The sequence below is a fragment of the Gordonia sp. 852002-50816_SCH5313054-c genome (assembly GCF_001665925.1).
GTDB lineage: Bacteria > Actinomycetota > Actinomycetes > Mycobacteriales > Mycobacteriaceae > Gordonia > Gordonia jacobaea.
In genome coordinates, this window is sequence record NZ_LZTE01000075.1 from 12169 (window position 1) to 34855 (window position 22687).

The following is a 22687-nucleotide window of genomic DNA, read 5'->3' on the forward strand; positions in this document are numbered from 1 at the left end:
GTCGCCGCCAAGTGACGACGCATCTCCGCTCGGTCGGTGGGACCGCCTATAAAAGCGTACATCGAGTTCGATTTTTTGATCAAGAAAAGTCCGAACATGGTGTAGCGTTTGTTGCGCACGCCACACTACACACGGAGCGCTCACCCATGCCTCACACCACCAATCCCGCCGATGCGCCGCCCAGTTCGGGGTTGCAGCTCGACGAGAGAATCGGCAGCCTCATCGACACGCGGGCGCAGGCCCATCCCGACCGCGAACTCTTCGTCTTCGACGATCGGCGAGTGACATACGGCGAGTTCGCGCGGTGGACCAATGCCATCGCAACCTCGCTGGTGGACAACGGAATCGGATACGGTGACCGCGTTCTCGTCCAGCTACCCAATTGCCTCGAGGCACTGGCACTACAGGTCGCCGCGTTTCGTATCGGTGCGATCAACGTCCCCGTGATTCCGATCTACCGTGAACACGAGACGTCACAGATCATCGCGGATGCGAGACCCGCGGCCATCGCCGTCGCACACACGCTGGGCAGTCGTTCGCCGCATGTCGAGGTCGACGGCATCCTCGCAGACACCGGACACCAGCCGAAACTCAAGCTTCTCGTCGGAGGGGCCGCGCCCGGATGGTCCGAAGTTCCCGGCCCCGACAGCCCGATTGCGAGCACGCTTCCCGAACCGCTGCCGCCGGAGGAACCGGCATTGATCCTGTACACATCCGGTACGACGTCCGCCCCCAAGGGTGCGCTTCTGACCTCGCGGGCACTCATCGCGCATCTGCGGAACTTCGCCGCCGCGTTCAGCCTTGACGAAAGTGCGGTCTTGCTCGCGGCCACTCCCCTCTCACATCTCGGCGGATTTGTTGCGGGACTGATTTTTCCGTCGTACCTGGGTGCACGTTCGGTCATCATGGGCGGCTGGAACGCCGATCGCGCGGTCGACCTCATCGAGAGCGAGCGGGTCAGCCTGATGATGGGCGCGACGGTCTTTCTACAGGAACTCATCGATCGATACGAGCAGGGTCTCGGCGCACAGCACCGCCTCGACGACTACGTGTGTGCGGGAGCCACGATCCCGTCTCGTCTGATTCGAGCCGCAGATGCGGTCGGGGTCACTGCGACACGCAGCTACGGAATGACCGAGACTGCTGGAATCTGCACCGCGGCCGACGAATCGGACCCACTGGAGCGTCGCGCAGAGTGGGACGGTCGCCTCCTTGATGGCATGGAGATCGAGGCGGTCGACGAATTCCGTCAGCCGATCCCGGAGGGGCAGATCGGCGAGCTCAGAATTCGTGGACCCCAGATGTTCTCGGGATACACGGATCCCGTCGCGACCGCCGCGCAGATCGACGACGAGGGTTGGTTCTACCCGGGAGATGTCGGGCAGGTCAGCGACCGTTGGGTCCGGATGACCGGACGCAGCAAAGACATCGTCAACCGTGGGGGCGAGAAGTTCTCCACGCAGGACATCGAGGCGGCATTGCTCTCGCACCCCGACATCGCGCAGGCCGCGGTCACCGCGGTCCCCGACGAACGGTTCGGAGAGTCCGTCGGCGCGTGGATCTCGCTGCATGACGGGGTCGATTGGACCGGCGCGGACGTCTACCTCGCTCACCTCGACTCGCTCAGACTCGCGCGCGCAAAGCTTCCCGTCGAGTGGCACGTCGTCGACTCGATTCCGACCACGGCGTCGGGAAAGGTTCAGAAGTTCCGCCTCGCCTCGTCGGACGATATCGCCAGTGAACACTCGGCACGATTGAAAGGATGACCTCGCGGATGAAACTCGGTCTGCAGTTGGGCTATTGGGGAGCCAGTCCGCCGGACAACCACGCTGAACTCGCCTCCGCTGCCGAAGCGAACGGCTTCGACAGCATGTTCACCGCGGAAGCGTGGGGATCGGACGCCTATACACCCTTGGCGTGGTGGGGTTCGAGAACCCAACGAATGAGGCTTGGCACCTCTGTGCTCCAGTTGTCAGCCAGGACACCGACAGCCTGCGCGATGGCCGCACTGACGCTCGATCACCTTTCGGGTGGCAGGCACATCGTCGGACTGGGGGTGTCGGGGCCACAGGTCGTCGAGGGCTGGTACGGCCAGCGATTCGCCAAACCGCTTGCGCGCACACGAGAATACGTCGACATCATGCGGCAGGTCTGGGCTAGGAGCGCCCCGGTTACCAGCGCCGGTCCGCACTATCCACTACCCCTCGTCGGCGACGGGACCACGGGACTGGGCAAGCCACTCAAGCCCATCGTGCACCCGCTCAGGTCGAGCATCCCGGTCTTCCTCGGAGCAGAAGGACCACGAAACGTCGCGCTCACCGCGGAGATCGCCGACGGGTGGCTCCCGCTGTTCTTCACACCTCGGATGGGCGACACCTATCAGAACTGGCTGGCCGACGGTTTCCGCGTTCGTAACGCGCCGACCGATCAGGAGGCGTTCGAGATCTGCGCTACCGCGAACATCGTCATCACCGACGACCGCCGCGCAGCGCTCGACGCCATGAAGCCGTTCATCGCGCTCTACATGGGCGGCATGGGCAGTGAGGACACCAACTTTCACGCCGAGGTCTACCGCCGGATGGGGTACGCGGAGGTCGTCGACGAGGTCACCGCGCTGTACCGAAGCAACCAGAAGGGCAAGGCCGCCGAGGTGATACCGGACGAGGTCGTGGACGATTCCGCGATCATCGGGTCTGTGGATCACGTGCGCGTGCAGGTCGAGGCGTGGGAGAAGGCAGGCGTCACAACGATGTTGGTCTCACCGACCAGCGTCGCCGAGATCGAACAACTGGCAACGACGGTGCTCGCCGACCCAGTGCGCCAGGACATCTCATGACCCGCTCGTTCACCGAGATCGCGGCCACCATCGACTCCGGCGTCGGAACCATCACGTTCGATCGCTTCGACAGGAGGAACGCGCTCAGCCTCGAACTATTCGCCGACCTCAGCGAATGCCTCGACGACTGGGCCACCGATGTCGACGTCGCATGCGTGGTCCTCACCGGCGGCGAGGATGTCTTCTGCGCAGGACTCGACCTCAAACTGCAGTCGATGTTCACCAACCACCAACGGCGCGAAGAGTATTCGGCCGCATGTCTGCGGGCATATGGCACCCTTCTCGACTACCCCAAACCCACCATCGCGGCGGTGGGTGGTCCAGCACTCGGTGGCGGCTGCGATATCGCGGTTTTCAGCGACATCCGGATCGGTGCGGACAACGTCGTCATGGGCTTCCCACAGATCAAGATGGGGCTCACGCCCTACTTCTCGCCGCTGTGGAAGATCGTCGGTCTCAGCCAGGCCAAGATCCTCACCTTCTCCGGCGACCGAATCGACGCCGCCGAGGCGTTGCGCATCGGCTTGCTCGACCGACTCGTACCCGCGGGCACCGTTGTGTCCGCGGCGACCGCGATGGCACGGTCGATAGCGGAGACCTCGACAGCCTCTGCGGTCAACAACAAGGAGATGGCACGACGCTCCACCGCGATGGACCCGATCAGCGCGCTCACCTACGAAACCCTCGCTTATCGCGAGGTCATCTGGCATGACGACGTCATCGAACGAATCAACAACGCGTACAACAGACTCGGCGAATGAGGGCCTCGTGATGACGACAGAATCCGGACTCCTCCCGACGGCCGACTTCCTCGACGACTTCTCGACGCGATGGCTCGCAGCGTGGAACTCACATTCCACCTACCGCGTGCTGGAACTTCTGCACTCTGAGATCGTCTGGGACGACCATGTTTTCTGGCCCGAAGTCATCCACGGTATCGCCGGAGTCGAGCTCTATGTCGAGAAGATCTGGGAAGCCATGCCCGACGTCGCAGTCGACGAGATCGAGCGCTTCAGGTCGGATCGCGGCCGCCTACGAGGCGGGGCCTATCTTCTCTCGCTGCGCGGACGATCGTGACACCAGCGGTCGCGCTTCCGCTTTCAGGTCGAGCGATGATCGTCACCGGCTCGACGCGCGGGCTTGGACGAGCGATCGCTGGGGCCGCAGCCGACGCCGGCGCTTCGGCGGTGATCAACGGCACCAATGAACTTGCGGTCGACACGGCAGTCACCGAGATCGAGTCTCGCGGCGGCACAGCACTCGGCGCTACCGGATCGGTGGCCGACGACGGCTTCTGCCGCAGACTCGTCGACGAGTGCGTGACCTCGTTCGGAACCGTCGACATCCTGATCAACAATGCAGGCATCATTCGGGATCGCTCGTTCACGAAGATGTCGGTCACAGAGTTCGACGACGTCCTCGCAGTTCACCTGCGCGGAACCTTCTCATGTAGTTCGGCCGCGGCTCGCGTGATGCGCAGCGCCGGAGCGGGACGCATACTCAACATCGTGTCCGGCTCCGGTCTCTACGGGATGTTCGGGCAGGCCAACTACGCAGCAGCCAAGGCCGGAATCATCGGGATGTCGCGCGTGATGGACATCGAGTTGTTCGGAAAGGACATCTCCGTCAATTGTCTTGCACCCGTTGCAGACACGGACATGACCCGGGGCTTGGCGGCCGATTCCGGAGTCTCCCACGATCTCGGGTTTCCAGCGGCCGACGACGTAGCCAAAGCAGCCGTTCACATCGTCGCTTCGGATCGGGAAGACCTTCACGGACAGTGTCTTTCGTTCGACGGAGACACCCTCGCAGTCTGGACCCATCCGCACCAGATTCCCCTGGGCCGGATTCCGTCGGGCCAGGGCCCGTCGACAAGCCACGAAGGATCGTGGACGGCCGGCGATTTCGAGCGCGCACTCGGCACCGCCGCCCCGGAGTTCCCTCATCCCGATCGTTGGGGCGCAGGCGTGTCGCGAGCGCAGTGAGCGACCACTCGGCGGCGCTACGAAGCCGAGCTACTTCTGCCCGAGGGGAGCGTCGACTCCGCCCACGTCGGTGATGAGCCAGTTCTTCGACTTATCCAGCGTCACCGTGTACGTCGCTGTCGACTGAACGCCGTCGGGCGCTTGCGCGTTCTTCGTCATCACGCTGACGAACGCCGTGACAATGTAGACGCTGCCATTGTGGGATTTGAGTTGAGCCGCGATGGGCGAAGCCGACGACGTCCACTGCAGCGGGGTGATGACCTGCTCCATCGACTTCGCAGCATCCGTCAACTTGGCAGTGAGTTCTGGCGAGGTCCCCTCGACCAGGCGCTTATCCCACGAACCCAGATCCTTGTAATCCATCGACGCCGCTTTGACCGCATAGTCGAGCGCAACGTTTTGCGCCTTCGTCGCGTCGGCGGTCGCCGCGTTCATCTCGTCCACACGATCACTCTTCTGCGCCAACAGGATCGACAGCGTCACCACTGCGGCGATCAGTGCCACTCCCAGCAGTGCAACGATCCCCAGCGTCAGACGCCGACGACCGACCGGGGTGTTTCCCTCGCCTGCGACCTTGCCGGCGTCGCTCGGTTGCTCATCGGTTGGCTTCGCATCATCCTGTACCGGTGCGTCTTTCGTAGCGGTTTCCATATCTGATTCCTTTCCGGGAAGTTCGTGTTCTTTCACGTCGCGCGACGGCGCCGCGAGGCGATCTGGGGTGTCAGCCACCTGCCGATACCACGACGGCATCGCCACTTCCGGCAGTACTGAGTGCGATCCGCATCAGTTGACTGAGATCTGCCGTCTTGAGGATTGACGTTGCCGATCCGACGGATGGCAACGCGGCGTCGCCGAGCACCTTGAGATCGGGCGCGACCTTATCGAGAAATACCTGGGCTCGCTCCAAGAATGGTCCGGCCCCCTCGGTCAGCGCCGTCGGCAGGTTGTCCTGGACGATGAACTTGGCACACCAGTCGAGGAACACCCGGATCTTGTCGGCCATGGCAGCGGTCGGCGCGCCGGATGCCGCGAGTGAATCGCTCAGGCCGGCACCGCGATCGAGCACCGTCTGAAAGTCTTTCAGCAATTGCTCAAAGGGCGCGGTGGTACTCAGGATCGCCGAATTGAGCAGCACGCCTGCATGATTGAGATCGGTGAGAACGCCCTTATCCGACGGCAGTGCACTGTTGAACTCGGCGACGAGATCGTTGACCTTGTCGGTGTGTAGCTGGCCGAGCGCGGACGAGACGTGCCGACAATTCGTCGAACGTTGTTGGTACGGTTACCGATCGCGCGGTCAGCACGGCGTCGTCGTGTAACGACGGACCATCGTCGGACCCGGGCACGACTCCCAGATAGGACTCGCCCAGAGCGGAGAGATTGTCGACTCGATAAGTCGAGCTCGCGGGAATCGCATACGAGTTGTCGTAGTTCCACCGGACAACGACCCCATCGAAGCTCGACTCGACATTCGTCACCTTTCCGATGGCGACGCCCCGGAACAGCACGCGCGAGCCCTGGACAAGACCGTTGGCGTTCGCGACACGGAGTTCAGCTTTGCTGACACCGATCCCGTCGGATACCGACAACCCGACAGAGTGCATGTAGCCGAGAGCAACGATCACGACGGCCAGCATCGCAGTCACGGACGCCACGTTCTTCGTATTCACTTGATTGCTCCCAACATTCGGAGGATGCGATCGGCCCCGTCGAGCACGTTTGCACCCTGCGGTGAATCGGCAGCCACGATCGTCATGTCCGGCCGTTTGAGGAACGGGAATAGATTTTCGGTGAGGAATCGGCGGATCAGATCCTCATTCTGGCCGACCGCGTCGATCCCGCCGCGGACGATGCCGATCGAACCGTTGACCTCGGTCAACATCGGGTTCAGCCAGAACCCTCCCTGGAACACGCTGCCGACGCTCGGCAACACGATTCCCACCTGCTGGAGTCCGAGTGACAGTTCATTCCAGTACTGCATCGCGCCGGGCGAGAGCATCTCGCGGAGCGCGGTTGACCGGTTGTTCACCACGCCGGTGAGATTGTCGATCGCGGTCAACATCGTGTCGAGACTTGTGGTTCCGCCTGCGAGACTTCGCATGTCGATGGCGGCGATGTCGGCCACCCTCGCTGTCTGCTGCGCAGAGGGAAAGCTCCTGTTGATCATGTCGACAACCTGCTGGGCGTCGTGGACACTGCCGTCGTTGACGAAGTTCGCCAGAACAGCAAGCGTGTTCTCGAGCGGTGGGGGCGCCGTCGTCTGCTGGAGCGGAATCTGTCGAACATTCTCTGCGGCAGCGCGTTCGATATCTGCGGGCTCGGCGTCGAGTGACACGAACGAATCGCCGAGGACAGTACTTTGACGTATGGCTGCACGCGCGGTCGCGGGTACACGCTGATCCCCGTCCAGGACCACGTCGACGTTCGCATACTCGGGACCGAGCGTCACCGTCCGTACGTGTCCGACGCGCACTCCGTTGAGATTGACGTCAGCGCCGTCGGTGAGGTTGAGGACGGACGCGAAGTGAATCGAGAGTGATCGCCCGCCGCCTGCCGACTGTACCTTTGTCGCAAGAGTTCCCGGGTTCAGTGAACAACCTGCCACCATCGCCACGAAGAGTGCTGGGACGACGGTCCTGACGGTGATCCCACTGGTACGTCGTAGGCGTCCCGGAATCCATTCTCGCCGAGTCATTGTCGACCTCCCAATGCAAGCAGGCTCTCCATCTTGACGATGACCGCCGCATTGTCGGCTGCAACCTGACATGAACGCGGGGCGGTCCTGTTGACCTGTCCGCACACCTCGGACGGCGTGGCGACGGGAACTCGCACCCGCGGTGCCTGCACCCGTAGGGCAGCGCCCCGGCCTCGTTGGCTGACCATCTGAGCCGACGAGGCGAGAGCGGGCAGCGAGTTGAGGGACTTGGTGATCACGCCGACTCTGCTCACAGCGATGTGGAGTCCCTCGGCGACGAGATCTGATGCGGGCCAAAGGTATTGCCCGTAGTTGAGTTGCACGTCGCTCACCGCGTCGATCAGCGGGATGAGTCCCGCCACCATGTCTGTCGCGCCGGGCCACAGCATTTGGGCTGCCAGTGTCGCAGAATCGGGCAGTTTGGTCACGATCGAGTCGATGTCACCCCACTGTTGCAGCGCGGTCGACGTGAGCGGTGCCATGTTCACGATGATCGAACGAAGGTCCCCGATACTCTGCTCGGGCGCCTGAGCTGCTGATGCGGCCGTGCGCAGAACACGTCCCACCGACGGACCGACTCCGGCCATCTCCTTCGACATCGCATCGATCGCACCCTCGATGTTGCGCGAACTCTGCATGGGTGCGAGCTGGTCGAGCAGATCCGCAGCCGATCCCGTCACCTCGGAGATACTCTTCGGTGTCATCGTGTTCCCAATCGGGATGCACTTGCCCGGCCGCAGCTGCGCACCCGAATCCGCCGCCGACACCAGCTCGACCGACCTGTCGGCGAGTACGGATTTCGAACGGGTGACTGCCTTGGTACCTGCCGAGATTGCCACGCCCCGGTCAAGGGTGAAGTCGACGCGCACAGCCGTGTCGAGCGGAGTGATCGTCGTGATCTTCCCGATGGGTACACCCATGTGCGTGATTTCGTTTCCGGTGTAGAGGCCGATCGAATCGGTGAACATTGCACAGAACCCGGATGTCGCGGCATCGGCGCGACTCTTATCCACCCAGACAACCGATCCCGCGACGACGGCTGCCACGGCCGCGAGTGTCACTACGGTCAGCAGCGCCTTCTTTCCCCTCATCAGCACGCCTTTCCCGCAACCGGAAGGCAGATCGCAGCACCGTCGATCTCGTTGGGGTCCTTCTGTTGTCCCGCCGACGTGGCGAATGCCGACAACGTCGACTGCAGCGGAGCCAGATTGTCGATGAGCCCGTCCATCCCGTCGCGGAGCTTTCCGGCGCCATCACGTACACGGCCGACGATCGTGCCGATCTGTTCCTTGTGATTCACGTAGAACTTCGCAAGCGCACCCAACCGCAACAACACGCCACCCAACTGTTCGAAGGCCTTGGAGAACCCGGCGCGGTATGTGTAGTACGTCGACAGGACGATGTTGACCTTGCGCAGCAACCCGAAGACGAACTCCTTGCTCTGGTTGAAGGTGCTCAGATACTCGTTCGTCAAATCCAATGTGGTGGTTATCTGCGCGCGCTGACGATCAAGAATTGTTGCGAGCGATTGCATTCCGTCGACAACGTTCCGCAGCGCGCCGGGGTTGTCGCCAACTCCCTTGTCGATCTCCTTGAGGATGTCGTCGATCGGCGCCCCCGCGACGTTGTCGGTGACGCGTGGCAAATCCTGCAGCGTGTCGGCGATCGTGTAGGGCACGGAGACCCGCTCGATCGGGATCGTGACGGCATTGCGCACGACATCTGCGCCACCGGGCTCCAGCGCGACGAAGAATCCTCCCACCGCGGTGAGCAGACGCACCTGGACCCGCGCGTCGTCGCCGAGATGCACATCGGACTTCACCGACATCGAGACCGTGACGTTGTTGTCATCGGACGCCAGCACAACGTCTTTCACCTTTCCCACGGAAATACCGGCAACCCGCACGTCCTCGCCGCCGCGGAGCGATACCGCGTCGCGCGTCGTGAACGTGACGGTTCGCTCGTTGGGAGGCGAAAGGTAGAAGTAGGCGGCCACTGCTGCAAGCACGGCCACGACGCCAATCGCCACGAGTCCTACTGCGGCATCGCTCATTTCGAAGCGTTTCAGCCTGCGTTGCATACGACGACCCCACTTCCGTTCATCAGCACACGAACAATCCCAGGGAGCTCGGCTTGTCCGCGGCTGCACTGTCGATCGGCGGCGGGTGCGGCACTCGCGGACTGCATCGCGGCGGCAACTGTTGGCAACAGCCCCATGGACTTCTGGAGATTGTCGATGGAGGGGAACGCTTCGCTGAGCAGTGCATCGATATCGGTCGTTGGCTCGATTCCCAGGCCCGCGAGTATCTGGTTGATGTTCCCCATCAACTTCGGACCGTAGCGGTCGGCCTTCTCGAACTCGTCGAGCACCGACATCGCAGAGTCGATAGGCCGCTCGACGTCGCGCAGGAACTCGATGATCTGCGGAGACTTGCCACCGAGCGTGTCACTGATCCGCGATAGATTCGCCACGAGCGTCGAGACAACCTGTTGGCGATCGGTCGCATATCGGCTCAGCTTGTCGACACTCGCCAGTAGCGGTTTGAGGCCGGAGCCGTCGCCCTGCAGCAAGGTGAGCGCGTTCGACGTGAACGTGTTGATATCGGCGGGACTCAGTGTGCGCAAAGCGGGTTGAAGCCCGTTGAACAGCGTCGTGATGTCGAACGAGGGCACCGTGCGATCCGCGGGCACGTGGTCGACGCGCCGCCCGGACCCCTCGCCATCGATCACGTCGAGGTAGCGCACGCCCGAGAGATTCGCATACTTGACCGCGACCCTCGAGCGGTCGGTGAGGTGATGAGAACTGTCGATGGTGAAGTCGACTGTCGCCGAGCTGCGGGTACCCGATTGCGAGAGCTGCACGTCGGTCACCTTGCCCACGCGGACGCCACGGACACGTACGTCGGCGTTTGGCCGTAGTCCCGAGACGTCGGTGAAGTCGGCCGAGACGCCGTTGGTCGGTGACTCCGTCGGATTCTTGATCGCGTTTTGGATGAGGACGAACAGCAGTGCGGCCACCACGGCGGCGGCAATGAACCGAAGCAGGGGTGCAACCATACGGCGCGGAACAAGTCGAGTCAGACGCTGCATCAGTGCGAACCCCCTTGCCGGGCACCGAACGAGGTGATGGGGGTCTGCAGCACGGGAAGGGAGTCGAGCTCGACTCGCACGCGAAGCGTGCGTCCACCACCAGGTGACTGCGCGAACGCCCCGTCGAGTCGTCCCACGAGCGTCCGTAATGTCATCGGCGTCAGGGCGTTCTGTCCGATCGCGGGCAGGACCGACGCGACGTCCTGCACGATCTGCACCGTCGACGACAGGTTGCCCTCATTCGACTTCAACAACCCTCCGACGAGCGTGAAGAACTGATCGGCAATGGCTTTGAGCGCCGCCGCGTACCGCAGACGAACGTCGCGCCCCGCGGGCCGCATCTGACTCGCGTACAGACTCTGTCAGGAGTCGACGACCCCGTCGGCGAACGGCAGCAAAGCTGTGGCGATCGTGTTGTACTTCTCGACCAGCGGGGTCGGCAATGCGCGCTGCGTGCGTTGAACGGAGTCGGCGACAACGACTCCGGTATGGATGAGGGGTTGCAGCGCAGCGGAATACGCCAGAGTTCGCTTGATCGAGTCGACCAGCGGCGCTTGGAGTGAGCCACTCACGAACTCCGAACCGTTCTCGATCATCATCCCCATCGTGTAATCCGCTGCGGCGCCGGCGACCACGACGTCGTGTCCGGTCAGCAACGGCCCGCCCGTGCCCGGTCCGGAGATGTTCACCGCACTGACCCCGAAGTAGTTCTGCGGACGAAAGTCGAAGGTGAAATCCTTGCGCATCCCGGCCACACTGTGCCGATCGACGTTCAACGTCATCTGTGCCTCACCGGATGGTGCTGCACCGATGGAACTCACCTCACCGACGCGAACTCCGTTGAGTATCACGGGTGTTCCGGTTGTCACACCGATACCCAGGCGAGGAGTTTGTACGGAGAAGACGAGACGATTCGGATCATCGCGCGTGAGTATCGGCCGCAAGAACACAACGCCGAGGATTACCACGACGAGCGCGATGACGAACGCGCAGCCCACACGACGCATCAAGCGCGCCTGCGACTCACCGGTGCCGATGAGGAAGCCCGAATACATCATCACCCCTTGAAGATCAGGTCGGGATGCAGGCCCCAGAGGACCAGCGTCATCACGAGATTCAGGACAATCGTCATCACGAGGCTTGCCCGGATGGCCCGGCCGGACGCTCGGCCGACGCCCTCAGGCCCACCGTTGGCGAAAAATCCGTAGTAGCAATGGATCACGGTGATCACGGCACAGAACACCACCGCCTTGATCAACGAGTAGGTCACCTCGACCGGGTCGAGGAACTGGCTGAAGTAGTGGTTGTACGTGCCTGTCGGCGCACCCCGAAAGAGCCGAACGAACAGACTGCACGTCAAGAACCCGATCGCCAGCGAGAGGAGGTATCCGGGAATCACGCACAGCATGCCCGCAATGAGTCGCGTTCCCACCACGAACGGAATGGACCGGATGCCCAACGTCTCGGTGGCGTCGATCTCCTCCGAAATCCGCATGGACCCGATCTCGGCCGTCATGCGACAACCGATCTGCGCCGCAAAGCCGATACCGGTCATGATCGGACCGATCTCGCGAATGTTGAAGAACGCCCCGACAACTCCTGTGAGTGGTCCGAAGCCGATGAGGTTCAAGCTGTTGTAGGCCTCGATGGCCACCGAGATGCCGATCGCGACGCCGAGGACCACGAGGAGCGAGATCACGCCGCCGTCGACGATGATCGAGCCTCGCCCCCAGGCCATCGTGTTCATCGTCCGCATTGTCTGTTTGCGGTAGTGCTTGACGGTGATCGGCAAATACATGATCGTCTGAGCCGTGAAGATGAGCCATCGCCCGATTCCTTCGTTGGCCGAGTACAGACGCTTCTTCATCGAGCCGAGCACACGCAGTGGGCGGTTGGCGTATGACGCTTGCGAGACCATGGACTACCCCACCTGACTCGGAAAGAACATCGACTGCACTTGAGTTGCAACAAGGTTGGTGATGAAGATGGCCACGAAGCCGAGCACGACCGACGCATTGACGGCGTCGGCGACACCGCGCGGACCGCCCTTGGCCTCGAGTCCACGCAAACTCGAGATGATCACGATCAACATGCCGAAGATGACAGTCTTGCCGATGGCGAAGTAGAGGTCGGTGCTCGAGGCGAATGCACCAAAGGACTGCCAGAAGCTACCCGGGACAACACCATTGACGGTCACGGCGAGCGAATATCCTGCAAGCACCGCTGATGCAACGATCACGACGCACAAGATCGGCGAGATCAGCAGAATCGCAATGAACCGGGGGAGCACCAGGCGCTGTACCGGATCGACGCCCATGACCCGCATCGCGTCGATTTCCTCTCGAATCGACCGGGCTCCGAGATCGGCCGCGATCGCGGACGCGGCCGCACCTCCCATCAGAAGACCAGCAGCCATCGGGGCACCCTGCTGGATGACCGCGATGCCACTCGCCGCGCCGGCCAGCGACTTCGCGCCAACCTGATTGACAATCGCGCCGACCTGCACCGAGATCTCGGTACCGAACGGCAAGGCGATCAGCACTGCGGGAAAGGCGGTGACACTGAGCAAGAACCACGCTTGCTGCAACGCTTCCAACATGGGCAATCGGAGTTGCAGAGTGGCAGACACCCCGTAGCGGATGACGCTCGCTCCCAACCGCACCGCGCGACCCATGGTTGCCATGGACTGGCGCGGAACGGTTGTCACGTAGCGAATGATTCTGTCGCCGAGCAGCTTTAACCTGGCCGGCGGCACCGGTGGCGCGCTCGTGTCAGCGACTTCGTACTGGACTATCGACATTAGGGGTGGCACCTTCAGACGAATTACACAGTCGGGCAGCAGAATAGGTGATCAGTGACCGATCGCCGCACCTCTCGGCGAACGCACTTTTTAACCGAAGTTAACAGATTACGTGTGACGCACACCACCCCGGGCCGATTGTGCGCCTGCCTCACCGCGCGTGTGGACGACGCGATCCGGAATGGGCATGGCCAGCATCATGATCTCGTTCTCGGTGTACGAGCGACCCGGGTGAGCCGAGGCCAGGTGAGACCCGACTGCACCGATGAAATCCTCATCGACCGCGGCAATCATTTCGCCGCAGGGACAGTTCAATTGGTAAGCCATTGTCGTTCCTCTCGGCGTGGGGCGCCGTCGGCGCTGCGCATCAATTCGATGGTGGAGGGCTAGAATCAAGACGTAGCGCCTTTTCGATCAAGGAGTATGCGTGGCGATTGTCAACCGGCAGGACTACTTTGATGCCGCGCTCGAACATCTTGCGAAATCGGGACATGCGAGCCTCCGTCTGACCTCACTGTGCCGGTCCCTTGGCGTGACGACCGGTTCTTTCTACAACTGGTTCAAGGACTGGAACGACTTCGTGGAGCAGTTCCTCGAGTACTGGCAGTCTGAACAGACCCTCAGCGTGACCGCGCAGGCCGACAAGATCCCCGATCCTCACGAACGGCTCGACGCGATGGTCGAACTGTCGCAAGAGATCCCGCACGACGCCGAAGTGGCTGTCCGCGCCTGGTCGTCGACCGACCCTCGTGTCGCCACGGTCCAATCGACCGTAGACGACCTGAGGCTCTCCCTGATCGAACGAACCCTGCGCGACCTTGGTCTCGCCCAACCGCTCGCCCACCGATGCGCAGCACTCGGTCTGAGCATCGTCATCGGACATCAGCATCTCGACACAGCACAGATGCGGTGGTCTCTCGAGCAGTTCAATGCGCTCGTGTACGTTCTCGCCGCCGCCAGCCGCGACCAGTGAAGTCAATTGACCGTACACGGCATCGATTTCACCGATCGGATCAGGCAGCCTGTCAGATATTCGGGTTCGCCGACGCGTAAATCGGGGACTCGATGAAGTAGCTGACCGAAGATTTCGGTGAGCTGGATCTTCGCTACGAAGTTGCCCATACAGAAGTGCGGGCCTCTGCCGCCGAACCCGACATGCGGATTGGGGTTGCGGGTGATGTCGAATTCGTGGGGGCGGTCGAACACCGCGTCGTCCCGATTTCCAGACGGATAGACCAGAACCACCCAATCACCCTCGTGCAGTTGCTGTCCCGCGAGTTCCACGTCTTCGGTTACCGTGCGGCGAAACGTCACCACGGGAGAAGCGAAACGCACAAACTCCTCGACAGCCGTCGCTATCTGACCATCGAAGTCCGACATCAGGAGCTCTCGTTGGTCAGGGAAGTCCTGAAATGCCTTGGTTATCAGGGTCGTCGTGTTACGCGTGGTGTCGTTGCCCGCGACCGACAAGAGCACAAAGAACGCCCCGATCTCGTCGTCGGTCAGGCGTTCGCCGTCGACCTCCGCCTCGACCAGTGCCGACATGAGGTCTCCGCAGGGATCAGCGCGTCTGCGGGCCGCGAATTCAATCCCGATGATCAGCAACTGGACGAGCGCGTCGTTGAGCAACTCCATCGGCTGCCGTCCCGCCGCGACGTCTTCGTCGTTCCATGCCACCATCTCCTCGGCGTAGAACGCGGCCCGCTCCCGAAGTTCTTCTTCGAGGCCGAGCATCTCGTAGATCGTCCACATCGGCAGCCGCTTCGACACGAGGGTGACGAAGTCGCCCTCCCCCGCTGCAATCAGGTCGTCAACGATAGTCGTTGCCTGCGAGTGGATCTGGTCTCTGATGAGAGCGACGCGCTTGGGAGTGAACGCCGAACTGATCACTTTCCGCAGCCGATTGTGCTTCGGGTCGTCCATCCCCAGGAACGACGAGGCAGCCTCCAGTACGTCTTCCGGCAGATCCTCCATCGTCACACCACGCGCCGAGCTGAAGATCTCCGGCTTCCTGCTTATGTGAGTGATCAACTCGTGCGACGTCGCCACCCAGATCCCATCGATGTCCGGGGTGAGCAAGCCGCCCTTCATCGGTCGATGCCACGACAGCGGGCGCTCCTGTCTGAGCACTTCGAAAACCTTGTCGCGCTCCTCGGCCGTTCGTGACCAGAATTCGAGCTCCGAAATGTCGAGGGGATCGTATTGTCGACCGATGAGCGTGCTGGTCATGCTGTGACCTCCTGATTCGCGTAGCTCTCGACGAGTTTGCGCTTGAGCAGTTTTCCCGTTGGTGTGCGCGGGATTTCGTCGACGAAGTCGACGGTGCGCGGCACCTTGAACTTGGCCACCCGCGAGCCGACGTAGTCGATGAGTTCCGCTTCGACATCGGCTCCCGGTTCGATCCCGGGTTTGAGCTGCACGACGGCTTTCACCTGTTGACCCATCTCCGTGTCGGGAACCCCGATCACCGCGACGTCGAAAATCTTGGGATGCATGGTGAGAGCGTTTTCGACTTCTTGCGGGTAGATGTTCACACCGCCGGAGATGATCACGAACACTTGGCGGTCGGCGATGAACAGATAGCCGTCGTCGTCGAGATGACCAAGGTCCCCGACCGTCGTCCACGTCGCGTGTGTGGGATGTGTTGCCTTGTCCGTCTTTTCCGGATCCTTGTGGTACGAGAACGGACGCACGTCACGTTCGAAGTAGATCGTCCCCACCTCACCGGCAGGCAGTTCAGTACCTTCCTCATCACAGATGTGGACGACGCCGAGCCCCTTCTTGCCCACCGAACCCGGCTTGGCAATCCACTCAGGGGTGGAGATGAAGTACATGCCATGTTGTTCGCTCGCACCGTAGTACTCGAACAACACAGGCCCCCACCAGTCGATCATCGCCTGCTTGACCTCAGGCGGACACGGCGCAGCCGCATGAACGGCCATACGGACCGAAGACGTGTCGTACCCGCCGCGAACGGAGTCGTCGAGCTGAAGCATGCGCACGAACATCGTCGGTACGAACTGCGCGATGGTCACGCGATAGCGCGCTATCGCGTCCAGCGCGCTCTCGGGCGAGAACTTCGCCATCTGAATCACCGTGCCGCCCAAAGCCTGGACCGAACCCGCCCATTTCAGGGGCGCCGCGTGATAAACCGGCGCCGGCTGAAGATAAACATCCTCGGGCCCGACCCCGAACATGGCGGCCATCATCGCAGTGATCGGCTCACCCGGCTCATCGACCTGGATATCCAGCAGCGCAGGGCGTATCCCCTTCGGCTGCCCGGTGGTGCCGGACGAATACAGCATGTCCGAACCTCGCGGCTGATCCGTCAACCGAGTCGCACTGCTCTCCACCACATCTCGGTATGGGCGGTACCCCTCGATGTCACCGCCGACGGCAAAGCGGTGCTCGACCGCGGGTGTGAGTTCTACGACGGCACCGGCGATATCCGACAGACCCGCAGACGCGAACAGCACCTTGGCGTCGGAGTCGTTGACGATGAACGCGACCTCGTCCGAGGTGAGATGCCTGTTGATCGGTGTGATGTACAGGCCGGAACGAATTGCAGCCCAGTAGATTTCGTAGCACTCGTTGGTGTTCTCGGAGAGCAACGCGATGACGTCACCCTTCCGAAGACCGAGGGCGAATAGCTCTGCAGCAATCGCTGCCGACCGCTCGTCGAGTTGCCGATACGTCAGCACCTCGCCCGTCTCGTAGGTAATGACTGCCGGCTTGTCCGGCGTTGCCTGTGCGACTGTTCCTGGAAACATTGACTTCGACTCCTCGACGCTAGACCAGCAGATCCTCGCGGCCATCCGCCTTCAACCTGTCGACGTAGGCCGGAATGAGGCGCTTGGTGAGGGGCGCGAGCTTCAGCAGTGAAGTGATGTCTCCGCTCACCTTTACCTTGCCCTTGGCCATCGCCAGCGGAAGGTTCACCTTGCCCTGCCAGTACGCGTTCCCCGTGTCGGCAGACATCTTCATCTCGGCGGCATCCACCGATGCACCGTCGGCCCGCGAGACCGTCGCATTGCCCAGGTCGACGATCAAGCTGACCTCCGGGTCGGAGTAGGTCGTCTGCAGCTTCGCGCCCGTTGCTCGGAGTTTCGGTCCCAGTTCCGGATCCGCGAACGCATCCTGGAAGATTCCTCCGAGGTACTTTTCGACTTCGTCCGCGTTCGCGAATGCCACGATGCTCTCCTTGCCTGATGGGCTGTCGCCTGTATGGGTGATCTGGGCCAACGCCGATGTTCAGCGTGATCCGCGTCTCAAACATAACTAGCGTTACGTAGTCCTGTCACTACTTTTGGCGAGATTTTTGACTCAAACTTCAAAACTGGCACGCCGTCGGGAGGATTTGCAGGAACTCGCCTGGATGTCCTCGCTCTTCGAAATCGCCAGGTCAACAGCCATGTGCGGCTGCCCGATCGGGTCGCAGCCAACCAGTCGAAACAGCTTCAGCGGAACGCGAAGAGAGAGCCCGGTGCGCCCACGTCGCGCTGGCACGGATCACTGTTGTCAGTAACGCTCGTCATCTTTTCCGCGCCCTGGCGCGTAGGTCGGATGATTCCGGCGGCAAATCCTGCCGCTCTTCGTCGAAGAGGCGGCCCGCGAGTCGATTGTGACCCTTGACACGTCGGGTCGAGTGAATGTACGTTCATTCACTATGAAGTCCGAGTCACTCCGTCTCGGCGACCACCTTCGCGAAGGAGCAGCGACATGAGCTACGGCACCACCGACTACGAAGACATCGAGTACGTCGTGGAGGGCCCGACGGCGGTCATCACGATGAACCGCCCGCAGCGCTACAACGCATTTCGCGCCAAGACCGTCGAGGAGATGATCAACGCCTTCCGACGCGCCTGGGCCGACCGCAACGTGCAGGCCGTGATCCTGACCGGCGCCGGAGAGAAGGCCTTCTGCACCGGTGGCGATGTCAAGCAGCGCGCCGAGACCGGCGACTACGGGCCGTCGGAGTCGGGCATGTTCGAGATCGGGAACCTGCACAAGGTGATCCGCGACATCCCCAAGCCCGTCATCGCGGCGGTCAACGGACTCGCGATCGGCGGCGGACACGTGCTGCATGTGCTGTGCGACCTGACCATCGCCGCAGACACCGCACGCTTCGGCCAGTCGGGCCCCAAGGTCGGCTCATTCGACGCCGGATTCGGCTCGGCCTACCTGGCACGGGTCGTCGGCGAGAAGCGGGCGCGCGAGATCTGGTACCTGTGCCGCCAATACGACGCCGCCACCGCTGAGCGATGGGGCCTGGTGAACTGGGTTGTCCCGGCGGCAGATCTGCTCGACGAGGCCAAGAAGATCGCTGCCGAGATCGCCGAGAAGTCGCCGACGACGCTGCGCTTCCTCAAGCAGAGCTTCAACGCCGACTCCGACCATCAAGCCGGATTGTCCAATCTCGCGATGAGTGCGCTCGACCTGTTCACCCATTCCCCCGAGGGACTCGAGGGCGCAACGGCTTTCGCCGAGAAGCGCGCACCCGACTTCAACAAGTACGTCGGCGCCTGACCGCAGCAACCACAGACCACAGGAGCAAAACCCATGAGCACCAACAGCATCGCCGTCGTCACCGGCGCAGGATCAGGTATCGGTAAGGCCATCGCGCTCGCATTCGCCGAGCAGGGCACCACGGTCGTCGCGGCCGATCTCGACCTCGACGCCGCCAAGCGCACCGCTGAGCAGAACGCCGCCATCGTGCCGATGTCCGTCGACGTCGCCGATCGCACCACTGTCGACGCGCTGCGCGACGCCGTCAACGCCGAAGTCGGTATCGCCGACATCCTCGTCAACGCAGCAGGATGGGACCGCACCGACCAATTCCTCAATGCGAGCACCGAATTCGCGGAGAAGGTCGTCGCTATCAACTACCTCGGACCGGTCCACATGGCGAGCGCCTTCCTGCCGGGAATGGTCGAGGCGTCGAAAACCGAAGGCTGGCAGGGCGGCCGGGTGATCAACCTTGCCTCCGATGCCGGACGAGTCGGCAGCGCAGGCGAATCCATCTACGCGGGCGCCAAGGGCGGCGTGATCGCCTTGAGCAAGTCGCTCGCACGCGAAATGGCTCGTCACCAGATCACCGTGAACGCCGTGTGCCCCGGCCCCACCGACACCCCACTTTTCCAGGCTCAGCCCGACAAGCTCAAAGAGGCCCTCGTCAAAGCGATTCCGTTCCGACGACTGGCCCGTCCCGACGAGGTCGCAGCGCCCGTTCTGTTCTTCGCCTCCCCCGCGGCGTCGTTCATCACCGGCCAGGTGATCAGCGTCAGCGGCGGACTCACTATGGCCGGCTAGGGCCAACCCCGAGGTCACTGGAGATCATCATGAGCACCCTCGACAGTCACGACGCCGCAACACCGTACGTCTACGACGCAGCACAGTATCGCTCGTTCTTTGAGCACGAGTTCACGTATCTGAACGGCTTCCGCCGCAACGTTTCCCGATACGCACAAACCACCGCGATGATCGACCCGACCACCGATACCGAGTGGACGTACGCAGAGCTCGGCGCCGCCGTGGACTCGTTGGCCGCAGGCCTCGCGGCCCACGGTGTCGGCGACGGCGACGTCGTCGGATATCAGTTGTTCAACGGTCCCGAGTTCGCGCAGCTCTACCTCGCCACCCAGGCAGTAGGCGCCGTCGGATCACCGATGAACTTCCGGTTGGCCGCAGGCGAGACGGCGGTCATCCTCGACGTGAGCAGGCCGTCGGTCTACATCTACGACACCGAGCTCACCGACATGGTGTCGACGGCAATCGAGCGCGCGGAGCACACCCCAGAGGTCCTGATCGGCGTGGGCACAGGCACTCTCGTCGACGGTCCGCGGTCGATCCGATTCACCGACCTGCCGGCCGACGCTCCTGCACCGCGGACAACCCGCGGCGTTTTCGACGAGACCACCCGGCTCTACACCTCCGGCACCACCGGCATGCCCAAAGCGGTGCCGATGAACAGCGCGATCGAGATCTTCTCGGCGCACGACGTGATCATGCACTTCCCGCTCTCGCCGGAGGATCGCACGCTGAACATGACCCCGTGGTTCCACCGGGGCGGACTCTATTGCGCCGGACCCAATCCCACGTTCTACCTCGGATCGTCGCTGGTGCCGATGCGTGTGTTCGACGCGGCGACGACACTCGACTGGGTCGAACGCTACGGACTGACATTCCTCATCGGCGCACCGACCAACCTCGCGATGCTCGCTGCCGAGCAGCAACGTCGTCCGCGCGACCTATCCAGCCTGAACGGCATCGTCACCATGGGCGCTCCCCTCGAACGCGACGCAGCACTGCTCTATCAGCGGGTACTCACCCCCAGGATCTTCAACGGATACGGCAGCACCGAAGGCTTCTGGAACACCTTCCTGCGCCCCACGGACCTGCCAGCGCACGCCGGAACCGCGGGGCGTGCCTGCCTCGACGACGACGTGCGCGTGGTCCATGTCCGCGACGACGGACGGCTGGCCGACCCGGACGACGTCGTCGCACGAAACGGCGACGAGGTCGGTGAAGTGATCATCCGTTCACCGAAATGTGCTGCAGCGTACTTTGATTCACCTCAGCAGGAGAAGGCGAAGTACAACGGTAGCTGGCTGCACATCGGTGATCTCGCCACCTGGGACGCCGACGAGTTCGTCACGATCGTCGGACGTAAGGACGACATGCTGATCTCCGGCGGCGAGAACGTGCATCCGGTACAGGTCGAGGAGGCCCTCAACGGCCATCCCGCAGTCGCGGATTCGCTCGTCGTCGGGGTTCCCGACGATCGGTGGGGTCAAGTCGTCGTCGCCTACATCGTGCCCGTCGACGGCGCCCACCCGTCCCCGGAGGAACTCGACGACTTCTGCCGCGAGCATCCGATGCTCTCGCAGTTCAAACGTCCACGCGCCTATCGCATCGTCGAGTCGCTACCTGTTTCCGCGACCGGCAAGAAACTCCATTACCGGGCAACCACATCCGCTGCCGCCGAGATGTCGGCAGGCGAATTCGATGCCCCCGCAACCCTCACAACGTCGACCACCAACGGAGCCGCCCGATGAGCACCATCGCCAGCACGAAGTTTTCCGCACTCGACCCCCTCAACCTGGATCTCGGATACTCCGACGACGAACTGGCCGTACGCGATTCGGTCCGCGGATTTCTCGCCGACCACGTGACCCCGTACATCGCCGACTGGTTCGAGGAGGGCGGAAGCCCGATAGCGCGCGAGCTGTTCAAGCAGTTCGGTCAGCTCGGCGTTCTCGGTATGCATCTCGACGGATACGGCTGCGGCGGAGCGTCGTCGGTACATTACGGGCTGGCAAGCCTCGAACTCGAGGCGTGCGACTCGGGCATCCGGTCGATGGTCTCGGTGCAGGGTTCGCTCGCGATGTTCTCGATCTACAACAACGGCAGCGAAGAACAAAAGACGCAGTGGCTGCCGTCCATGGCCGAGGGCACCACCGTCGGCTGTTTCGGCCTGACCGAACCCGACGCCGGATCAGACCCCGCGTCGATGAAGACGCGCGCCAGGCGCGACGGCGACGACTGGATACTCGACGGCCGCAAGATGTGGATCACCAACGCCCCCATCGCCGACGTGGCCGTCGTCTGGGCGCAGACCGACCTCCCCGACGGCGGCGTGGGTGTGCGTGGCTTCATCGTGCCCACCGACACACCGGGTGTTTCGACGCCGGAGATCAAGCACAAGGCGTCGCTGCGGGCGTCGACCACCGGTGAGATCGTGCTGGACAACGTGCGGCTACCGGCGGATGCGCTGATGCCCGGGAACGACGACCTGCACAAGGGCAAGGGAATCAAAGGGCCGCTCTCGAGTCTCACCGAGGCCAGGTACGGAATCATCTGGGGATCGATCGGTGCGGCTCGCACCGCCTGGGCGGCAGCACTCGAGTATGCCACGCAGCGAACACAATTCGGCAAGCCGATCGCAGGATTCCAACTGACACAGGCGAAGCTCGCCGACATGGCCGTCGAACTGCAGAAGGGCCAGTTGCTGGCCTACCACCTCGGACGCCTGAAGGATTCGGTCGGGCTGCGTCCCGACCAGGTCAGCTTCGGCAAACTCAACAACACCCGTGAGGCCATCGAGATCTGTCGCACGGCGCGAACCATATTGGGCGGCAACGGCATCTCGCTCGAATATCCGGTGATCCGTCACATGGTGAACCTCGAATCGGTGCTCACCTACGAGGGCACCCCAGAGATGCACCAACTCGTCCTCGGCCAGGCCTTCACCGGCCAGAACGCCTTCCGCTGAACGGAGACTC

General features: G+C 62.6%; 25 protein-coding genes. 10 read left to right on the forward strand and 15 right to left on the reverse strand.

Annotation, left to right across the window (positions count from 1 at the left end):
- The first annotated feature begins 146 nt into the window (after window positions 1-146).
- Genes A5788_RS19010 through A5788_RS19030 form a run of 5 tightly spaced genes read left to right on the forward strand, consistent with a single transcriptional unit; the run spans window position 147 to window position 4821 of the window.
- Window positions 147-1766 (forward strand): class I adenylate-forming enzyme family protein, encoded by a 1620-nt coding sequence (locus A5788_RS19010; RefSeq protein WP_064870615.1) that lies wholly within the window; start codon window positions 147-149, stop codon window positions 1764-1766.
- Between the two features lie 8 nt (window positions 1767-1774).
- A complete protein-coding gene (locus tag A5788_RS19015) occupies window positions 1775-2836 on the forward strand; it encodes an LLM class F420-dependent oxidoreductase (protein WP_064870640.1) in 1062 nt (353 codons plus the stop codon).
- A complete protein-coding gene (locus tag A5788_RS19020; protein ID WP_064870616.1) occupies window positions 2833-3597 on the forward strand; it encodes an enoyl-CoA hydratase/isomerase family protein in 765 nt (254 codons plus the stop codon). The genes A5788_RS19015 and A5788_RS19020 overlap by 4 nt, the downstream gene beginning before the upstream one ends.
- A gap of 10 nt (window positions 3598-3607) precedes the next feature.
- Window positions 3608-3913, forward strand: a complete 306-nt coding sequence (locus tag A5788_RS19025) for a nuclear transport factor 2 family protein (RefSeq protein ID WP_064870617.1) — start codon at window positions 3608-3610, stop codon at window positions 3911-3913.
- 35 nt (window positions 3914-3948) lie between these two features.
- The gene (locus A5788_RS19030; RefSeq protein WP_064870618.1) at window positions 3949-4821 is read left to right on the forward strand and encodes an SDR family NAD(P)-dependent oxidoreductase; all 873 of its coding nucleotides are present in this window, start codon (window positions 3949-3951) and stop codon (window positions 4819-4821) included.
- A 30-nt stretch (window positions 4822-4851) separates the two neighbouring features.
- On the opposite strand, the gene A5788_RS19035 is transcribed toward A5788_RS19030, so the two are convergent.
- From A5788_RS19035 to A5788_RS19090, 12 genes are all read right to left on the reverse strand, one after another.
- The gene (locus A5788_RS19035; RefSeq protein ID WP_082938115.1) at window positions 4852-5550 is read right to left on the reverse strand and encodes a hypothetical protein; all 699 of its coding nucleotides are present in this window, start codon (window positions 5548-5550) and stop codon (window positions 4852-4854) included.
- Window positions 5543-5956 (reverse strand): hypothetical protein, encoded by a 414-nt coding sequence (locus tag A5788_RS19040; protein ID WP_064870619.1) that lies wholly within the window; start codon window positions 5954-5956, stop codon window positions 5543-5545. The genes A5788_RS19035 and A5788_RS19040 overlap by 8 nt, the downstream gene beginning before the upstream one ends.
- 31 nt (window positions 5957-5987) lie before the next feature.
- Window positions 5988-6458: an MlaD family protein gene (locus tag A5788_RS19045; protein ID WP_231894326.1), complete on the reverse strand. Its 471-nt coding sequence runs from the start codon at window positions 6456-6458 to the stop codon at window positions 5988-5990.
- A 29-nt stretch (window positions 6459-6487) separates the two neighbouring features.
- Window positions 6488-7516: an MlaD family protein gene (locus A5788_RS19050; protein ID WP_064870621.1), complete on the reverse strand. Its 1029-nt coding sequence runs from the start codon at window positions 7514-7516 to the stop codon at window positions 6488-6490.
- Window positions 7513-8607, reverse strand: coding sequence for an MlaD family protein (locus A5788_RS19055; protein ID WP_156525560.1), 1095 nt, complete (start codon window positions 8605-8607; stop codon window positions 7513-7515). Before A5788_RS19055 ends, A5788_RS19050 begins: the two co-directional genes overlap by 4 nt.
- Window positions 8607-9569 (reverse strand): MlaD family protein, encoded by a 963-nt coding sequence (locus A5788_RS19060; protein WP_197494617.1) that lies wholly within the window; start codon window positions 9567-9569, stop codon window positions 8607-8609. The genes A5788_RS19055 and A5788_RS19060 overlap by 1 nt, the downstream gene beginning before the upstream one ends.
- An 11-nt stretch (window positions 9570-9580) precedes the next feature.
- The gene (locus A5788_RS19065) at window positions 9581-10606 is read right to left on the reverse strand and encodes an MlaD family protein (RefSeq protein ID WP_082938118.1); all 1026 of its coding nucleotides are present in this window, start codon (window positions 10604-10606) and stop codon (window positions 9581-9583) included.
- A complete protein-coding gene (locus tag A5788_RS19070; RefSeq protein WP_064870624.1) occupies window positions 10606-10947 on the reverse strand; it encodes a hypothetical protein in 342 nt (113 codons plus the stop codon). Before A5788_RS19070 ends, A5788_RS19065 begins: the two co-directional genes overlap by 1 nt.
- 21 nt (window positions 10948-10968) lie before the next feature.
- Window positions 10969-11664: an MlaD family protein gene (locus A5788_RS19075; RefSeq protein ID WP_064870625.1), complete on the reverse strand. Its 696-nt coding sequence runs from the start codon at window positions 11662-11664 to the stop codon at window positions 10969-10971.
- Window positions 11664-12524 carry an ABC transporter permease gene (locus A5788_RS19080; protein WP_064870626.1) on the reverse strand — a complete coding sequence of 287 codons (861 nt, stop codon included), beginning with the start codon at window positions 12522-12524 and terminating at the stop codon, window positions 11664-11666. Before A5788_RS19080 ends, A5788_RS19075 begins: the two co-directional genes overlap by 1 nt.
- Before the next feature lie 3 nt (window positions 12525-12527).
- Window positions 12528-13289 carry an MlaE family ABC transporter permease gene (locus A5788_RS19085; protein WP_231894328.1) on the reverse strand — a complete coding sequence of 254 codons (762 nt, stop codon included), beginning with the start codon at window positions 13287-13289 and terminating at the stop codon, window positions 12528-12530.
- A 225-nt stretch (window positions 13290-13514) separates the two neighbouring features.
- Entirely contained in the window at window positions 13515-13733 is a 219-nt protein-coding gene (locus A5788_RS19090; protein ID WP_064870628.1) for a hypothetical protein, read from the reverse strand.
- 100 nt (window positions 13734-13833) lie between these two features.
- Here A5788_RS19090 and A5788_RS19095 point away from each other — a divergent pair, with 100 nt between their 5' ends.
- On the forward strand, window positions 13834-14379 hold the full coding sequence (locus A5788_RS19095; protein ID WP_064870629.1) for a TetR/AcrR family transcriptional regulator: 546 nt from the start codon (window positions 13834-13836) through the stop codon (window positions 14377-14379).
- Between the two features lie 2 nt (window positions 14380-14381).
- On the opposite strand, the gene A5788_RS19100 is transcribed toward A5788_RS19095, so the two are convergent.
- The 3 genes from A5788_RS19100 to A5788_RS19110 are packed head-to-tail and all read right to left on the reverse strand — an operon-like array spanning window position 14382 to window position 17597.
- Complete coding sequence (locus tag A5788_RS19100) at window positions 14382-15635, reverse strand: cytochrome P450 (RefSeq protein WP_064870630.1); 1254 nt, start codon at window positions 15633-15635, stop codon at window positions 14382-14384.
- Entirely contained in the window at window positions 15632-17176 is a 1545-nt protein-coding gene (locus A5788_RS19105; protein ID WP_064870643.1) for an acyl-CoA synthetase, read from the reverse strand. The genes A5788_RS19100 and A5788_RS19105 overlap by 4 nt, the downstream gene beginning before the upstream one ends.
- 19 nt (window positions 17177-17195) lie before the next feature.
- Complete coding sequence (locus A5788_RS19110; protein ID WP_064870631.1) at window positions 17196-17597, reverse strand: SCP2 sterol-binding domain-containing protein; 402 nt, start codon at window positions 17595-17597, stop codon at window positions 17196-17198.
- A 528-nt stretch (window positions 17598-18125) separates the two neighbouring features.
- On the opposite strand from A5788_RS19110, the gene A5788_RS19115 reads away from it, so the two are divergent.
- From A5788_RS19115 to A5788_RS19130, 4 genes are read left to right on the forward strand one after another with little or no spacing between them, the layout of a single operon-like run.
- Complete coding sequence (locus tag A5788_RS19115) at window positions 18126-18932, forward strand: enoyl-CoA hydratase-related protein (RefSeq protein ID WP_064861400.1); 807 nt, start codon at window positions 18126-18128, stop codon at window positions 18930-18932.
- A gap of 33 nt (window positions 18933-18965) precedes the next feature.
- A complete protein-coding gene (locus tag A5788_RS19120; protein WP_064870632.1) occupies window positions 18966-19715 on the forward strand; it encodes an SDR family NAD(P)-dependent oxidoreductase in 750 nt (249 codons plus the stop codon).
- A 29-nt stretch (window positions 19716-19744) separates the two neighbouring features.
- Window positions 19745-21460, forward strand: a complete 1716-nt coding sequence (locus A5788_RS19125; RefSeq protein WP_064870633.1) for a class I adenylate-forming enzyme family protein — start codon at window positions 19745-19747, stop codon at window positions 21458-21460.
- Window positions 21457-22677 (forward strand): acyl-CoA dehydrogenase family protein, encoded by a 1221-nt coding sequence (locus A5788_RS19130; protein WP_064870634.1) that lies wholly within the window; start codon window positions 21457-21459, stop codon window positions 22675-22677. The genes A5788_RS19125 and A5788_RS19130 overlap by 4 nt, the downstream gene beginning before the upstream one ends.
- Window positions 22678-22687: the final 10 nt, after the last annotated feature.

Bases quoted from the DNA above. Each gene is read 5' to 3' on its own strand.
- A5788_RS19010 (WP_064870615.1), top strand. From the start codon at position 147: ATGCCTCACACCACCAATCCCGCCGATGCGCCGCCCAGTTCGGGGTTG.
- A5788_RS19015 (WP_064870640.1), top strand. From the start codon at position 1,775: ATGAAACTCGGTCTGCAGTTGGGCTATTGGGGAGCCAGTCCGCCGGAC.
- A5788_RS19020 (WP_064870616.1), top strand. From the start codon at position 2,833: ATGACCCGCTCGTTCACCGAGATCGCGGCCACCATCGACTCCGGCGTC.
- A5788_RS19025 (WP_064870617.1), top strand. From the start codon at position 3,608: ATGACGACAGAATCCGGACTCCTCCCGACGGCCGACTTCCTCGACGAC.
- A5788_RS19030 (WP_064870618.1), top strand. From the start codon at position 3,949: ATGATCGTCACCGGCTCGACGCGCGGGCTTGGACGAGCGATCGCTGGG.
- A5788_RS19045 (WP_231894326.1), bottom strand. From the start codon at position 6,458: ATGCTGGCCGTCGTGATCGTTGCTCTCGGCTACATGCACTCTGTCGGG.
- A5788_RS19050 (WP_064870621.1), bottom strand. From the start codon at position 7,516: ATGACTCGGCGAGAATGGATTCCGGGACGCCTACGACGTACCAGTGGG.
- A5788_RS19055 (WP_156525560.1), bottom strand. From the start codon at position 8,607: ATGAGGGGAAAGAAGGCGCTGCTGACCGTAGTGACACTCGCGGCCGTG.
- A5788_RS19060 (WP_197494617.1), bottom strand. From the start codon at position 9,569: ATGAGCGATGCCGCAGTAGGACTCGTGGCGATTGGCGTCGTGGCCGTG.
- A5788_RS19065 (WP_082938118.1), bottom strand. From the start codon at position 10,606: ATGCAGCGTCTGACTCGACTTGTTCCGCGCCGTATGGTTGCACCCCTG.
- A5788_RS19070 (WP_064870624.1), bottom strand. From the start codon at position 10,947: ATGCGGCCCGCGGGGCGCGACGTTCGTCTGCGGTACGCGGCGGCGCTC.
- A5788_RS19075 (WP_064870625.1), bottom strand. From the start codon at position 11,664: ATGATGTATTCGGGCTTCCTCATCGGCACCGGTGAGTCGCAGGCGCGC.
- A5788_RS19080 (WP_064870626.1), bottom strand. From the start codon at position 12,524: ATGGTCTCGCAAGCGTCATACGCCAACCGCCCACTGCGTGTGCTCGGC.
- A5788_RS19085 (WP_231894328.1), bottom strand. From the start codon at position 13,289: ATGGCAACCATGGGTCGCGCGGTGCGGTTGGGAGCGAGCGTCATCCGC.
- A5788_RS19090 (WP_064870628.1), bottom strand. From the start codon at position 13,733: ATGGCTTACCAATTGAACTGTCCCTGCGGCGAAATGATTGCCGCGGTC.
- A5788_RS19100 (WP_064870630.1), bottom strand. From the start codon at position 15,635: ATGACCAGCACGCTCATCGGTCGACAATACGATCCCCTCGACATTTCG.
- A5788_RS19105 (WP_064870643.1), bottom strand. From the start codon at position 17,176: ATGTTTCCAGGAACAGTCGCACAGGCAACGCCGGACAAGCCGGCAGTC.
- A5788_RS19115 (WP_064861400.1), top strand. From the start codon at position 18,126: ATGAGCTACGGCACCACCGACTACGAAGACATCGAGTACGTCGTGGAG.
- A5788_RS19120 (WP_064870632.1), top strand. From the start codon at position 18,966: ATGAGCACCAACAGCATCGCCGTCGTCACCGGCGCAGGATCAGGTATC.
- A5788_RS19125 (WP_064870633.1), top strand. From the start codon at position 19,745: ATGAGCACCCTCGACAGTCACGACGCCGCAACACCGTACGTCTACGAC.
- A5788_RS19130 (WP_064870634.1), top strand. From the start codon at position 21,457: ATGAGCACCATCGCCAGCACGAAGTTTTCCGCACTCGACCCCCTCAAC.